At 24.9% G+C, this 15,655-nt stretch carries 14 protein-coding genes; 10 read left to right on the plus strand and 4 right to left on the minus strand.

The features are described 5' to 3' along the window. Positions 1-47: 47 nt before the first annotated feature. Entirely contained in the window at positions 48-548 is a 501-nt protein-coding gene (locus AACL11_RS07755; protein ID WP_338987252.1) for a hypothetical protein, read from the plus strand. Between the two features lie 37 nt (positions 549-585). On the opposite strand, the gene AACL11_RS07760 is transcribed toward AACL11_RS07755, so the two are convergent. The 3 genes from AACL11_RS07760 to AACL11_RS07770 form a co-directional block, all read right to left on the minus strand. Then, the gene (locus AACL11_RS07760; RefSeq protein ID WP_338987255.1) at positions 586-1,962 is read right to left on the minus strand and encodes a Sapep family Mn(2+)-dependent dipeptidase; all 1,377 of its coding nucleotides are present in this window, start codon (positions 1,960-1,962) and stop codon (positions 586-588) included. Between the two features lie 26 nt (positions 1,963-1,988). Next, the gene (locus AACL11_RS07765) at positions 1,989-2,999 is read right to left on the minus strand and encodes a hypothetical protein (RefSeq protein WP_338987258.1); all 1,011 of its coding nucleotides are present in this window, start codon (positions 2,997-2,999) and stop codon (positions 1,989-1,991) included. A gap of 98 nt (positions 3,000-3,097) precedes the next feature. Further along, positions 3,098-4,621, minus strand: coding sequence for a hypothetical protein (locus tag AACL11_RS07770; RefSeq protein ID WP_338987261.1), 1,524 nt, complete (start codon positions 4,619-4,621; stop codon positions 3,098-3,100). A gap of 539 nt (positions 4,622-5,160) precedes the next feature. Here AACL11_RS07770 and AACL11_RS07775 point away from each other — a divergent pair. From AACL11_RS07775 to AACL11_RS07790, 4 genes are all read left to right on the plus strand, one after another. After that, positions 5,161-5,763, plus strand: a complete 603-nt coding sequence (locus AACL11_RS07775) for a hypothetical protein (RefSeq protein ID WP_338987263.1) — start codon at positions 5,161-5,163, stop codon at positions 5,761-5,763. Between the two features lie 122 nt (positions 5,764-5,885). Next, entirely contained in the window at positions 5,886-7,157 is a 1,272-nt protein-coding gene (locus AACL11_RS07780) for a hypothetical protein (RefSeq protein ID WP_338987265.1), read from the plus strand. A gap of 181 nt (positions 7,158-7,338) precedes the next feature. Next, the gene (locus AACL11_RS07785) at positions 7,339-8,550 is read left to right on the plus strand and encodes an AEC family transporter (protein ID WP_338987266.1); all 1,212 of its coding nucleotides are present in this window, start codon (positions 7,339-7,341) and stop codon (positions 8,548-8,550) included. A 29-nt stretch (positions 8,551-8,579) separates the two neighbouring features. Continuing rightward, positions 8,580-9,584, plus strand: a complete 1,005-nt coding sequence (locus AACL11_RS07790) for an NAD(P)-dependent oxidoreductase (protein WP_338987267.1) — start codon at positions 8,580-8,582, stop codon at positions 9,582-9,584. A gap of 124 nt (positions 9,585-9,708) precedes the next feature. Here AACL11_RS07790 and AACL11_RS07795 read toward each other — a convergent pair whose 3' ends face one another. Further along, entirely contained in the window at positions 9,709-10,065 is a 357-nt protein-coding gene (locus tag AACL11_RS07795; protein WP_338987270.1) for a hypothetical protein, read from the minus strand. On the opposite strand from AACL11_RS07795, the gene AACL11_RS07800 reads away from it, so the two are divergent. The 5 genes from AACL11_RS07800 (at position 10,046) to AACL11_RS07820 (ending at position 15,642) form a co-directional block, all read left to right on the plus strand. After that, positions 10,046-10,240: a hypothetical protein gene (locus AACL11_RS07800; RefSeq protein ID WP_338987272.1), complete on the plus strand. Its 195-nt coding sequence runs from the start codon at positions 10,046-10,048 to the stop codon at positions 10,238-10,240. The two genes, AACL11_RS07795 and AACL11_RS07800, sit on opposite strands and share 20 nt — an antisense overlap. 288 nt (positions 10,241-10,528) lie before the next feature. Further along, the gene (locus AACL11_RS07805) at positions 10,529-11,062 is read left to right on the plus strand and encodes a helix-turn-helix domain-containing protein (RefSeq protein ID WP_174481534.1); all 534 of its coding nucleotides are present in this window, start codon (positions 10,529-10,531) and stop codon (positions 11,060-11,062) included. 20 nt (positions 11,063-11,082) lie between these two features. Further along, positions 11,083-12,135, plus strand: coding sequence for a spermidine/putrescine ABC transporter ATP-binding protein (gene potA / locus AACL11_RS07810; RefSeq protein WP_338987275.1), 1,053 nt, complete (start codon positions 11,083-11,085; stop codon positions 12,133-12,135). Position 12,136: 1 nt separating this feature from the next. Beyond that, a complete protein-coding gene (gene potB / locus AACL11_RS07815) occupies positions 12,137-13,240 on the plus strand; it encodes a spermidine/putrescine ABC transporter permease (protein WP_252319987.1) in 1,104 nt (367 codons plus the stop codon). After that, positions 13,240-15,642, plus strand: coding sequence for an extracellular solute-binding protein (locus AACL11_RS07820; protein ID WP_338987277.1), 2,403 nt, complete (start codon positions 13,240-13,242; stop codon positions 15,640-15,642). The genes potB and AACL11_RS07820 overlap by 1 nt, the downstream gene beginning before the upstream one ends. The last annotated feature ends 13 nt before the right edge of the window (positions 15,643-15,655 follow it).

The following is a 15,655-nucleotide window of genomic DNA, read 5'->3' on the forward strand; positions in this document are numbered from 1 at the left end:
CTTCTATCTTAATAGATAAGGGTATAGAATATTTAACAAAAACACATATGTGGTTTGCTTTCAAAAGATATTTTAACTGTTTAAATAATAATAATGAAAATGATGAGTTAGAATCATTACTTTCTCAACAATCAAAATGTATGAGTCTTTTAAAAAGTGGTGGTTATTTAACAGCAATGGTAATAGCAACTATAATAGATAATGCAATTAAAACTGCAGCTGTTATGTATACTGCTGATAGATTACCAGAATTTGAATCTACATTTTTTCAAGTTCCAATGTTTGCTATTATGTTTGGTTTAATTATCAATGATACTATTGGTAATAAAGTATTAAATAAATATGCTAAAAAACAATGACAGAAATTTTTTACGTCTACTCCAAATAATGAATTAGAGGAAATAGTAACTAATAGTAATTATATGAGTATTAATAGTAGTGATGAACGACAATTAAGTAATAACTTTAATGATGAATTGGTAAGTGTTATTAATAGTATTAATGGTCCTGCTTTTGTTGGTTGTCCTAGAACTCTTTCAATTGCATAAAATTTATTTGAATGAAAATATAAAAAGTTAGAATAAACTATTCTAACTTTTTATATAATTTACCAATTTCTAAACTTCCCAGTGTACTAATAGCACGTACATAAATTAACATTGATTTTCATAATTCGTCAACTTTAATACATTCATTATATTGATGTTCAGTTGAGTTAGTATGATCAAATATCGCACCAAATGCTACACAATTTGGCATTGCTCTAGCATAAGTTCCACCACCAATTGCAATTGGTTTTGCTTTTTTATCACCAGTAACTTCTTGATAAATTTCCATTAATTTAATAACAATTGTTGATTCTTGTGGCATATATAATGGTTTATCATAATGTTGTTGTTTTATTGTTAAATTATAAGGTTTTAATATTTTTATTAATCTATTTAAAATTTCTTGTAAATCAGTTTTAACTGGAATACGGATATTACATCCTAATTTTGAACTTTTGCTATTAATTTCAACAATGCCAACATTAATAGTAAAACTTCCAGATTCATCATCTAAATCACCAAAATATTTTGTTAAAGCAGTATCTTCTTGTAAAATATCACCAACAAATTTAATTAGATTATGTTCAACTTTAAGTTCATTTAAAATTAATAAACTTCTTAATCCTGCATTAATTCCTTCATCTGGTCGTGACCCATGTGCTGGTTTACCATGAATGGTAATTTGTTGATTATTATTTTCAATTCGATATTTCTTATTTTTCCCAATTTTAACAAATGATTCAATATCAACACCATTAATATTACTAGTAGAACAAGTGACATTGTAAGCATCACCTGCATTAATAACAATGGATTTATGACCTGTACCAATAATATCTAAGTTAATAATTCCTTTTTCAGCATATACTAGCGGAAACATACCATCAGGAGTAAAACCAAAAGTTGGAGTACCTTCTTGCTTCATATATGTGTTAATTGAATCTCATGTTGTTTCTTCAGTTAAACCAAAGATAACTCTAATTCGACGATTTGGTTGATAGCCATGATCTTTTAAATATTTTAAACAGTATAGAATAATAATTGTTGGACCTTTATCATCTAATACACCTCGTCCATATAAAATATCATTAATAATTTCTGGCGAAAAAGGTGGAATTTTTCATTCTTCTAAATTACCTGGTGGTACAACATCAAGATGACCTAACATGGCAAATATTTCTTTACCATCACCATATTCTAAATATCCATACTTATTGTTTTTATCACGATAAGTTTTAAAACCTAATTCTTGTCCTAAATTAATAGCATAATCTAATACTTCCTTAACACCAGGCCCATAAGGTGCTGCTGTTGTGGGTGGTTGAGCATATGATTGAATTTTAACAATTTCTTTTATTTTTGTTAATGCTTGCGGAAAATATTTTTCTTTTAGCAATTTTTCATTGAATTCCATATTTATTCACTCCTTGATATATAAATTTAAATAGTAGTATTAGTTATAATATCAACTATTAAATCATTTAACAATAATCAGGAACTATTTGTGCAAGATAAATGATTATTTTTTATTTTTATTTGTTTATTTTTGATTAATTTACTAATCAGTGGCTGCTCTAGAATATTATCATTTTTGTTAAATTTTATTCCCTTTTTTAGTAATAAACCTTGTATTAATTTTTGGATTAAAATTTCATTTGTTGATAAAATACTATTTTTTTGATTGTTATTATTAATGTTATTGCTATTAGTAATTATTATTGCTTTATCTTCTGTTTTAATATATGAAACAGCATTTGGACCAATTCCATAATAGTTTTCTAATAAACAATATGCAATAATATATTTTGATTGATTATTAGTATTTTTACTATAACTATAGTATTCATAGTTATCATATTTGTGCTTTTTTAAGAAATTATTAATGTATCTTTTAATAGTAAGATTTTGTTTGTGATTATAACTATCATAGCTAATATGAGGTGTTTTTAATTGCATACATATTTGTAAATCATTATTAACATCAATTACTGTTTGATGAGGAAGATTATATTTTAAATCAATTGAGAAATTATTAATTTTTAAGTTAATAGCATCATTAATAATTTTTATACTTTGTTGACAATTAAATTTGTTATTTAATTGATTTTGAAAACTAATTATTTTTCAAATTAAACGATTAATTTGAAATTTGGAAAATAATTGTAGAGTTGTGAAATTGGTATTATTAATAGTACATTCAAAGTTGTATTCTTTGATAGTGGTTGTTAATGGTTTAAGTATTATTAATAGTTGTTCTAAAAAATTAATTGGTAAAACTGACTTATTTTTGTTAGCAAGATAAATTGTTTTTAACTTTAATTGGTATTTATTTATTATTTTTGTTAATTCTTTTTTAATGCTTTCTATAAAATAAGAATAGTTAGTATTTACTTCATGTTTAAAATTAGGTATTTCTATATATAAATGTTCAATGATAGTTTGTGTATTCATAAATAAATGATACTATATTTATTTTAAATTACTATTAAATATTAAATATTAAATATAATAAAAAAGATTTATTTTAAAATAAATCTTTTTTATTATATTTATGTTCGTGCTTTTCAATGTTGTTCTTTTGCAATATTTTTATTTCCTTTTGAAGAAATTTTAGTTTTTCAAGAAGGGTAATTTTCACCTTTACTTTTTGCATTAACAATATTCATTGGATCTAGATTATATAATTCAGTTGTTCCTTGTTGACTAGTAGGACGATGTAGAACAATAGTTCAAGAGTAAGTTTCTAAGTTATCTGCTGCGCTATAATCAGTGGTAAATGAATCACGAAACATTCAAGCACCACCATAATCTTTACGATATAATTTATCACTAACACCATCAATTATTTCCGCTTTTTCTCAAACAGCTTCAATTTGTTCTAATGTTCAATGGTGAGTAGTAACTTTTTGCACTTCGATTGTTTCTTTTTTTGTGTTTGTGTTTGTTTTCTCTATTATTGGTTGTGTTTCTTCAACAGTTATTGTTGTTGCTTGTTCATTAAAATTAGATATTTCAGATTCAGAATAACTACTGTCTTTAACATCAAAACCACCTTGATTTTTTGGTTGGTAATTAGTTTCGCTATTAATATTACTTTCTGTTGTTGGTGATTTTGAATATATTGTTGTATCTTCTACACTTGTTTTTTCAACTGTTGGTTCTGAATATATTGTTGCATTTTCGATATTATCATTTATTTCTTCTTCATTTGTAATAGATTCGGATTTAAGATTAGTAAGAGTACCTGGTGTTGGTGAAACAGTTTCGGCATGATAAGCACCTTGCGTTGGTGTTTGTGATAGTTCATGATTAGTATAATGGACAGTTGCTGTTGAAGGGTTAGTGATTATTTTTTCTTGTGTTAGATCTTGCTTAAGAACAGTATTGTTAGTTTCTTGGTTTGCTACTTGTTGTTCTTCATTATTTTGAGGTACTGGTATTGGTACGACGTTAGGAAGCGTTATCGTATCATCAACTTCTTGTTTTGCTATTACTGTTTCTTGTTTTGCTTTTGGTTTAGCAATAGGCATTAATAGTGTATTTGATTTGTATTTAGAGGTAATATTAATAATTAATCAGAGACTGTGGATTAATAAAAGTATTGCAAATAGTTCAGCCAACATTCATGGTAAAAAAGCTATTAGAAAGTTACCAGTTGTATTTATTATTTCGCCGTCTTTTTTATTAGCTAAGAAAGTAAAAGTTTTAAATCTAAAAATAAAAAATACAATAAGAAAGATAACAAATATTGCTGAAAAAATAAAACTTATTAAACAAAAAAGTGCTGATACACTATTTTTAGTTTTTAAAAAAATAAAAGGTACGACTACTAATGCTAAAGATAAACCAGAGACTATGAAAACAATAATACTTATTATATTGAAACTAATTTGTAAATTAGAATTAGGTTGTTGTGGATTATTGAATCATTTAATATAGTTATCAATTGCATCTCGACCAATAGTTGCTCATAAAGCCCAACCTATCATTAAACTCGTAGTAATTAGAAGGCCATTAATAAGAATTGTTAATTTGCTATATAGACCAATACGATAAATTTTTGGTTCTTTCACTGAACTAGAATTTATTTCCTCTATCATAAAAATACCCCAATCTATTTTTAATATACTTACTCTTTTTATAATTATATCAAATTAAAAATTAAGATAGTGTCGTGTAATTAATTGGACTGGAAAAATGAATAATATTAATATATTATTCTATTAATATTGGTTTTTTAAATAAAATGAAAGTCTTTTTATTAAGATGATAATATTTACTTACATTTTATAGTGTTAATAAAATTAGTAATAAGCATATTTATTGATAGACTAAAAAAATAAACTATAATTTTAATTACTAATTTAATAAAGTTAATTCCTAATATAGAAATTTATCTATATTAGGAATTTTTATTAAATTAAAGTTTTAGAGAAAAGGAAGATAAAAAGATATGTTAAATAAAACAGTAAAATAAATAAAAATAATAATTTTCGAATAACTATGTTATTTAAATAATGAATTTATTAATAGTTAAAATATTAGGTATTAATGGAGAACTTGGTCATATAATAAAATTAAATAAGATTATTAATTTGAATGGAGAAAATTTATGAATAAAGAAAAAAGTCAAACAAAGATTAGTCATTTAGATAGATTAAAGTTAAAAACATCACCTAATAAAAAAGCGGCTGCGTTAAAAATACTTTGAGTAGTAGCAACACAAGTATTTCGTAAAGAATTAACAACAGAAATAACTATTTCAAAGCAATTATTAGGATTAGAAAAAGAATGGTTACAATCAGTAGTATTGAACTGTATTAATAAAGATTCTAAGCAAATAATTTGAACTAAAAATATTTCTTTACCCCTTGATGAACTATGTTTATCATTTGGTATGTATAAATTAAGTGTTACTTTGAAAAATCCAAATAAAGAGGAATCTAATTATTCTGGTTTATTAAATACAAATGATAAATCTGAAGAAACAATAGTATATGAATTATTATTTGATGGAAAATGATTTAAAATAAATGATATTGAAAGTTCCAATATGAATTTGGCAGAAAGATTAAAATACAAAATTAATGAATTAGAAAGTAATTTAGAATGTGATAGTGATTTTGATGACATCGAAAAAAAAGAAATTAGTGAAATTGATTTACAAACTCAATCATCATCAGTTAAATCTAAATTAAACTTACCAAACTTGTAAAAAATATTAAAAAGTTTATTGCATAATTTTAAAACTTTAGCAAAAATAAGTGTAAACTAAATAAACCTATTGTTTTTTATTTTTAAAATAATGGGTTTTTATTTAAATAAGGGGGAATCAAAATGAGTTTACAAACAAAAACTATTATTGAAGAAGAATTAAGAAATGTAGCAAATTTAACATGATTTACTAAAAATTTTATTAGGTGTCATAAAAATTGACATCATGGTGAAACATGTAAATTTGAAAATCATTTTGATGAAAAAGATAAAAAATGTTTTCAATTTAGAACAATTATCGAAAAACCAAATAATGAAAACTATTTTATTTATGATGAAATAGTAAAAATAAAAGATAAAACCTTTTTTTTATTAAGATTACATGATGATAAAAGAAAAAAAGTTTGAGAATTATTAATTTATTTTGAAAATAATGAAATTGTTCAACAAATTAGACATTTACGTTATAAGCAATTTGTAAATGAAATTAAAAATAATGAAGAGCTTATAAAAAAAGAATCTAAACATACAACTATCATTAGAACACCATTTTTAGAATTTGTAAGAACTATTACAAATCAAAAACAAGAAAATATTATAGAAGAGGTACAAGATAAATATTGAATTTTTAAAAGGTTTATATGAAAGATTTTTCATGGTTTAATTTTTTTTATTGCGTGGGGTGCTACATCTCCTATTGCTAAAATAATTATCACACCAATAATTAGTACATTTATTGTGTCAAGTGCTATTATGGGTTGATTACCTTTTACTATTGCTGGTATTGTTGCTGGTATTTGTTACAAAATTTTATGTGAATGTGCTAAAAAATTAAGAACAGTAATGTTTTCAAATGTAAAAGACAAGTATCAACTTGAATTAGAACAGAAAATAAAAGAATTAGAAAATAGAACAAATAATTTAGAAGAAGAAGTTCAATTTTTAAAAAACATATCTTTAAATTCAAAAGAAGTAATAGAAAAAAGAATTTTAAATTGTTTGCAACAAACTAGAGAAAAAAATGAACCAAAAACTTTTAAAACTTTAAAAAAAGAATTAAATCGAAAGTTTAAAAGAAATAAGTTTTCAAAAAAATATTACCAATCAATTAATCAATGAAACGAAAAATGACAAGAAAATATTGCATTTTCAAAATATCTAGAACCTAAACATATAAAAAAAATAAAAGATGTTTTTACTGAAAATAAAAAAGAAAAGTATCAAATCGAATCCGAAGAAAAAACAAAAGAAATATGATCAGAATTTCAAGAATGAAAAAATAAGCTAAAAGAGTTAGAAAAAGAAGCTAGTGAAACTAGAGTAAATGGATTTATTCCAGAAGAAGATAATAGACAAAAATCACCAGCTAGAACTATGAAAAGAACGGGTCTATAACTTTAAAAAAATGTTACAACTTTAATTTACCAAATTTATTACTCTATACACAATATTGAAAATTTGGTAAATTAGTTTTATTTTTTATTTGAAAGTTATATAATAACACATAAGTAGTTACAAAATACTTAGATTTTAGAGAAAGGAGAAAGTATTAAAGAAGAGAGAAATAGAAAGAAATATGCAATTTTATTTACAAGCTGATGTTGGTCAAGCTGTTATAAATACATTAAAAGCTTGAGGATTTTGAAGTGCAATTTTAGCAACGATATTTGTAATTTTTTTAGGTTGATTTTTAACGAAGAGAGGGACATTTAAAAAAGACTGAGAAGCAGTTTTAATTAAAATTGTTATGGTTGTTGGTTTACCATCTTTAGCTTTTGATGGTTTTATGACAAATACAACAACAGAGCAAGTTAAAACGCAAGTTGCAATTTTACTAGTTGGTTTTTTATTCTATATGATACTGGGAATAGTTGCTAAATATTTTTATTTTAAATATGATAAGGATATTCAAGATACATTAGCAATGTGTACTGTATTTGCTTCAACAACATTTTTTGGAATTCCTGTAGTAACAGCACTATTTGATAATGGAGCTGCCACCTTACCGTCTAATATTTTTAATATTCCATATCGAATATTTTTATATTCATTAGGGTTTATTGTAATGAGCAAACCTATTAAAGCAGCAGTAGTAACAAAAGGACAAACTGGTGCTGATTTTATTGTTGATACAAAACTAAATACTGATGGATATGCACAAATTAAATCAGAAATGAAAGTAATAAAAAGAGAAAATTTAATAAAGAATGTAAAGCAGATTTTTTTAAATCCAATTTTAATTGCAACTATGGTTGGATTTATTTTTTGAGTTACACAATTAATTCCTGGAATTGCTATTGTTCCCGATCAAAATGATATTACTAGTGGTCAATATTTTTCACCATTACGATTAGATAATACATTTCCACCATTGTTTAAAGTAACAAAAACTTTAGAGGCATTATGTACGCCATTAGCATGATTGGCAATTGGAATTACTTTAGCAAAAGGTAATTTTAAAGATGCTGCACAAGATAAAAAAGTATGATTTGGAATGGTAATGAAAATTATTTTTGCACCATTATTTGGATTAGCATTAGTTTGTGCAGTTGCGGCAATTGGAAAAGAAACCGGAGCATGAAAATTAGATACTGTTGGATTAGGCGTTATTGTAATTATGTTAGCAGCCCCCCCAACATCAGTTATTGTTGCCTATTCAATTGCTTACAAAAAACAGCCATTGTTAACAAGTAATTTAACATTAATTGCTACATTATTTTCAATTATTTCATTACCATTTTGAGTAATTATTACTACAGCGATTGGCGCAACACCGTTATTTAGTTAAAATATAAACAAAAGAAAGGGAATAAAAATATGGCAAAAAAAATTAAAATGGTTTGTTATGGTGTTCGTAAAACAGAAAAGCTTTTTTTTGAAACATTAAATAAAAATTATGGATATGATTTAACGTTAATTGAAGAGTATTTAACAAAGGATAATATTGAAACGGCAAAGGGACATGAAGCAGTAATGGTTCGTGCTAATTGTGACTGTTATGAGCAAAATTTATTAAAAATGAAAGAATATGGCGTTAAATATTTATTAACTAGAACTGTTGGTTATAATCATATTGATTTAAAAAAAGCTCATGAATTAGGTTTTGAAATGGCATATGTACCTGGTTATTCGGCCAATGCTGTTAGTGAATTAGCAGTAAGTATGGGAAACGGCTTACTTCGAAATTTATTTTATAGTGCTAATCATCAACAAAATCATAATTTTAAAATTGATGATTTTATGTTTGCCAAAGAAATTCGTAATTCAACAATAGGAATTATTGGAACTGGTCGTATTGGTTATCAAGCAGCTAAGGCATGACATGGAATGGGAGCAAAGGTATTAGGATATGATATTTATGAAAGTGATCAAGCAAAAAGTATTCTAACTTATTGTGATTTAAAAACTTTACTTAAAGAATCGGATTTAATTTCATTACATTGTCCATATATTAAAGAAGAAAATTACCATTTAGTTGACAAGAATTTTTTAGCAAAAATGAAGCCTGGATCAGTTTTAATTAATGTAGCTCGTGGTGAATTAATGGATTTACAAGCAGTTTATGATGCAGTTAAAAGTGGTCATTTAAAAGGTGCTGGTTTGGATGTTTTAGAAAATGAAAGCAAAGTTTTTTTTAAAGATTTTGCTGGAAAACCAACTCCCGATAATATTACAAATAAATTATTATCATTATATCCACGTGTTATTGTGACACCACATATTGGATCGTATACTGATGAAGCTGTTAAAAATATGATTGAAATTACTTATGAAAATTTAAAAGTAATTTTATCTGGTCAAGAATGTAAAAATAAAATTTAATTTAATAATTGATTATAGTTATTTTACATATTGTATATGAAAAAGATAATATGAATTTTAATATATACTGATGTATTATGTTATAATAACATCAAACTTAATATAAGTTTTTTACCTATTTACTTTATTTTAAAGTAAATAGGTTTTTTATTCTAAATTTCAAATAAGGAAGATTAAAAGATATATCCATTATATAAAAAAGAGAAAAATTAAATAATAAAGTAAAAAATAATGTTACTCCCATTGAACTTATTGCAGCGGGTAGTACTATTGGAGTTGTTACTGGTGCTGCAAAAGTTGTTGGTATTGGTGTTGCGGCTGTTAATTTAGTTGCTTCTACGGTTGCTACTATTGTTACTGGTGATGATGGGGGTGATGCTGCTAATATTGTTACTAATGTAGCCTCTATTACTTGTGCAGCCGGAGGGGTTGCTATTCTTGGTACTCCTACTATTATTGGTTTGGTTGCTGTTGGTGCCATTAGTGGTGCTATCGATGGTGGTTTTGAAATAAGTCAAATGTTAGCAAAAAAAGATGATAAAAAACAAGAAGAGCAAAAATTAGATTTTGAAGGTTCAAAAAAAATTATAAATTCAAATTTAGAAAATTTCTATTCTTCAACAAGTGTATACAATTCTAATACATCAACAATGTAAAAGGTAATTTATTAAAACACATCAATTTCTTCTTTACTAAAAAAAATAAAATATATTTTTTAAATTTATTACTTTATTTTAAAGTAATAAATTTTATTTTAATTTTATAGTAGAAAAATGAAAAAAATATTCTTTTTATTACACATTTTTACACTAATAATTTTATATTTATTTTATTTATTAAAAATAAAATAAATAATTGTTTTTTTAAAAAAATATTATATAATTTTATTTGTATTATTTAACTTAAAGTTTAGTATAAATAAACAAAAGGAGAAAATAATCAATATGAAAATTGGAAGAAAGTTAAAAACTTTAAGATTGAAACACAATTTAACTATGGAAGAGTTAGGGAAACGTTGTGATTTATCAAAGGGATTTATTAGTCAGTTAGAGCATGATGTTTCTTCACCTAGTATTGAAACACTAAAAAGTATTTTAGATATTTTTGATTGTCCATTATCAACCTTTTTTGCTGGTGAAGTTAAAGAAAAAATAGTTTTTAAATCACAAGATGTTACTGTTAGTGACGAAGAAGATTATCAAATAAAATGAATTATTCCTAATGCTCAAAAATTAACATTAGAACCAGTAATTTTAACTTTAAAACCATTTGGTAATTCAAATAAAATTCCGCCATTTCAAGGTCAGATCTTTGGATATGTATTAAGTGGCACAGTATTTGTTCATTATGGTGCAACTAGAGTAAAAGCAGTAGCTAATGAAGCATTTTATATTAAAGGTAATGAAAAACATTATTTAGAAAATCCCAATAATTCAATTGCAACTATTTTATGAGTTTCAAATCCACCAATTTTTTAAACCATTTAAAGGAGGAAATTATGAGTGTAAATATTTTAGAATTACGTAATATTACCAAAGAATATGATGGTAAAGTTGTTTTAAAAGGAATTAGTTTAAATATTCATGAAGGTGAATTTCTTACCATTCTTGGTCCTAGTGGTTGTGGTAAAACAACATTATTAAGGATTATTGCTGGTTTTGAACAACCAAACAATGGTCAATTATTGTTTAAAGGTAAGGATTTAACTAAAATTCCAATTCATAAAAGAGAAATAAATACTATTTTTCAAAATTATGCTTTATTTCCACATTTAAATGTTTTTGATAATATTGCTTATGGTTTAAAGTTAAGAAAAATTGATCGTGAAAAAATCAAAAAAGAAGTTAAAAAAACTTTAGATTTGGTTAAATTAAATGGTATGGAAGATAAAGATGTTAATGATTTATCTGGTGGTCAAAAACAAAGAGTAGCAGTAGCTAGAGCATTAGTTCTTAATCCTAAAATTTTATTATTAGATGAACCTTTTGCTGCTTTGGATTTGAAATTACGTCAACAAATGCAAGTAGAATTAAAAAAAATTCAAGAAGAAATTAATATTACTTTTATCTTTATTACTCATGATCAAGAAGAAGCATTTATTATGTCAGATCGGGTAGTTGTTTTAAATCAAGGTCAAATTCAACAAATTGGGACACCACAAGATATTTACAATGAGCCTGAAAATAAATGAACATCACAGTTTGTTGGTAGCTCGAATGTTATTGAAAATGGTGTATTTGTTAATGATTATTGTGTTCGTTTTGACGGTAAAAAATTTGCATGCTCTGATACTGGTTTTGGTGAACAAGAACGTAATATTGATATTGTTATTCGACCAGAAGATATTGATTTAGTTAATGCAGGTAGTGGTTTTTTTGATGGAACTATTAAAACTATTGCTTTTAAAGGATTATTATGAGAAATTGAAATTATTGCTAATAAACGCAAATGGATAGTTCATACTACTGATAATTTTGAAGTAGGTAACCGTGTTGGTTTAAAATGAAATGTTGAAGATATTCATGTTATGTGAAAGGAAATTGAAGAGTAAAATGAAAAATTTGTTTAAACGTAATATTAAAACACAAATTTTAAAATCACAAGATATGTTAGTTAATAATTCAAATCCAGAAAAAATCATTGATAATCAAAATAAAAAAAAGTATAGATTTAAAAAATGGTTTAAACTTAAAAAAAATAATGTTTTTTTACAAGAAGTAGCAAAAAATAAATCGAAAATGAAACGAGTAAAAAAGAAAAAAGCATTGTTATGTTGAAAAAAAACAAATCAAAAAATAAGTTTTATTAAAAATAAAATCAAAGATAAATCAGTAAATTTTGGTTTTAAATCATGAGTTACGCTTGCTTATCCATATTTATTGGTGATGGTAATTTTAATTGTATTGCCATTATTAATTGTAATTTTATATTCAATTATTAAAGCAACTAATAATGCTTGAATATTTCGTTTTACATTTAGTAATTTTAATGATTTTTTTAAAGAAAATAGTTATGTTATGGTTTTATTACGTTCAATTGGTTATTCATTTGTTGCCACTTTAATTGCTGTTATTTTTGGTTATCCCATTGCTTATATTATGGCTTTTATGTCAACAAAAATTGCTTCAAAAAATATTTGAGTTTTAGTTACTTTACCAATTTGAATTAACATTTTATTACGTACAATTGGATTACAAATTATTTTTAGTATTTTAGGTCCTAATGTTTTATTAGGAACTCCAATTGGTATTATTTTAGCAATGGTTTATATGTTTATGCCTTTCGTTATTTTACCAATTTATAATTCTTTAGAAAAAACAGATCGCAATTTATTAGAAGCAAGTCAAGATTTAGGAGCTTCTAAGATGAAAACATTTTGAAAAGTTACCTTTCGTTTTTCAGTGCCTGGTATTGTTTCTGGTTTTACTTTAATGATGTTAAGTGCTATGACTTCACTAGTAGTAGTTAAATATATTGGTGAAGGAAAAACTATTTTAATTGCAAATATTATTGAATCATATTTTTATCGTGGTGCTAATTTTGCTTATGGTGCTGCTATTTCTGTTATTTTAGGTATTATTGTTTTAATTATTATTTTTACTTTAAAAGCGATTGGTAGTTGAGCTACTGGTAAAAAAATAGGAGGTATTAATTAATGAGATCTTTTTTTAAAAATAGTTATTTAGCTATTATCTTTTTATTATTTTATACTCCAATTTTAGTTTTAATGATATTCTCTTTTAATGGTGGCGATTCAGTTCGTAGTTGAAATTCTTGATCATTGCAACCTTATTACGATTTATTTCAACAAAGTGAACTTTGAGAATCGGTTAGTGTAACATTAATTGTTGCTTTTATTTCTACTTTTGTTGCTGTTATTATTGGTACGTTTGCTGCTTTGGGTTTAAGTAAAACAAAAAAAATAACACGTAATATTACTTTAGGGATTACTAATATTCCTTTAGTTAATGCTGATATTGTTACTGCTGTTTCTTTAATGTTATTATTTATGGCATTTGGTTTTAGTTTTGGTCTTGGAACATTAATTTTCGCTCATATTTCTTTTAATATTCCTTATGTTATTATTACTGTTTTACCAAAAATTAGATCAATAAATATGTCACAATTAGAAGCAAGTCAAGATTTAGGTGCGACCCCTTGATATACGTTACGCAAAATTGTATTACCAACAATTAAACCAGCAATTATTGCTGGAGCAGCTATTGCGTTTGCTATGAGTTTTGATGATTTTTTAATTTCTTATTTTACTGGCGGTAATACTTCTAACGTTTCAACTTTTATTTATTCTTTAAAACGAATTAAGCCTTATATTAATGCTTTTTCAACAATAATTATTTTATTAATTGCAGTACTTATTATTTCTTGAAATACTTATGTTCTTTGCAAAAAACAAATTAAACAACGTAATGAAAAAATTGATAAAGGTATTTATCATGATAAAAAAATTATTAAAACTGAGAAGTTGTTAACTAAATATTATTTACAATTAAATAGTTTTAACTATAAAAAGGTTAAGAGTAAAGGTAGAAAACGTAAATCATTATATAGTGATGGTAATTTTGAAATTGTAACTGAGCAAGATATTATTAAAATTCAGGATTATATTAAAAATCACCCGAAACTTATTAATCAAATTTCTAAACTTGAAGCAAAACTTGAGATGGAATCAATTTGAATTGAACATATAAAGAATAAGATTAAAAAAAAGAAAGAGTTAAAAGAAGAACACTCAAAATCAAGAAGAGAGAAATATCGTTTTTTACTATGACCGTGAAAATTAATTATGATTAGTATCATCTTATTATCAAGTTTTATTAGTTTGGGTGCTTTCTACATTTATACTAATGTTTATGATTTATCAATTGCTAATTGAGGCGAGTATATGAATCCCAATATTTTAAAAGAATTTGAAAATAAATATCAAGTTAAAATAAAATATTCAACTTTTGATGATAATGAATCATTGTATGCTAAATTGTATACTACTAGTTATGATGTAATGGTTCCTAGTGATTATATGGTGGCTAAATTAGCAAGTGAAGATAGACTTTTTCCAATTGCATCAAAAAATTCTGCAGGTGATATTGAGTATGATAGTAGAATTGATTTTAATCCCAAAGAAGATATTAATCATGATTTATATGAATTAATGAATAATTATCGAGTTGAAAATAGTGATGGAATTTTAAATGAATTTGGTTTAAATAGTTATAGTATTCCTTATTTTTGAGGTGATGTTGTATTAGTAATTAATACTACTAATACAAATAATCTTAGTGATCTTGGTATTAAAGCTGATGGTTCAAATGTTCAATGAAGTGTTTTAACAGATGCTGCAAAATTAGGTAAACGTATCGTTTTAAATGATGATATGCATAACTTATTTATGACTGCGCTTACTGATTTACACTATAAAAATAAATGAGGAGAAAATAACGGTTCAGGTCAATATAATCAAGTAGGAAATGAATTTAGTGATAATATTAATGCTCATAGTCCAATTGAAATTAAAGATGCAAGCGACTGGTTAGAACCAGTTATCAAAAATAAAAATACAAAATTATTAAATGATGATATTGTTGATGAAATTAGTAATGAAAATAAGTGGGATGTAGCAATGATGTATAATGGTGATTTATTATCTGCAATTGCTGATGATCCTGATTCTTATAATGGTAAGTACCTTGTTGTTAGACCATATATGGGGACTAATGTTTGAAATGATGATATGGTAATTAGTAAAGATTCTCCTCATAAAGATTTAGCTTTTAAATTTATTAATTATATAATGCAAAAACAAACACAAGTTGATTTAAGTAGTGAATTTGGTTATACCTCACCTTTACAAGCAGCCATGGATGAAGTTAGTACTAATTTTTCAGCAGAAATTTGAAAGCATGTATATATTCCAAAAAATGGCCAATTACCTGATCCATTAGATCCAAGTAAGCATCATGAAGGATATTTTAACGGTTTATATACTCGTAGTTTTGACCCACAAATGCAAACCGCTTATAATAGATTATTAGCACGTTAATAAAATAAATTGT

Origin of the sequence: Spiroplasma endosymbiont of Dasysyrphus albostriatus, from assembly GCF_964019495.1 — a bacterium.
Taxonomy (GTDB): Bacteria; Bacillota_I; Bacilli_A; order Mycoplasmatales; family VBWQ01; genus Spiroplasma_E.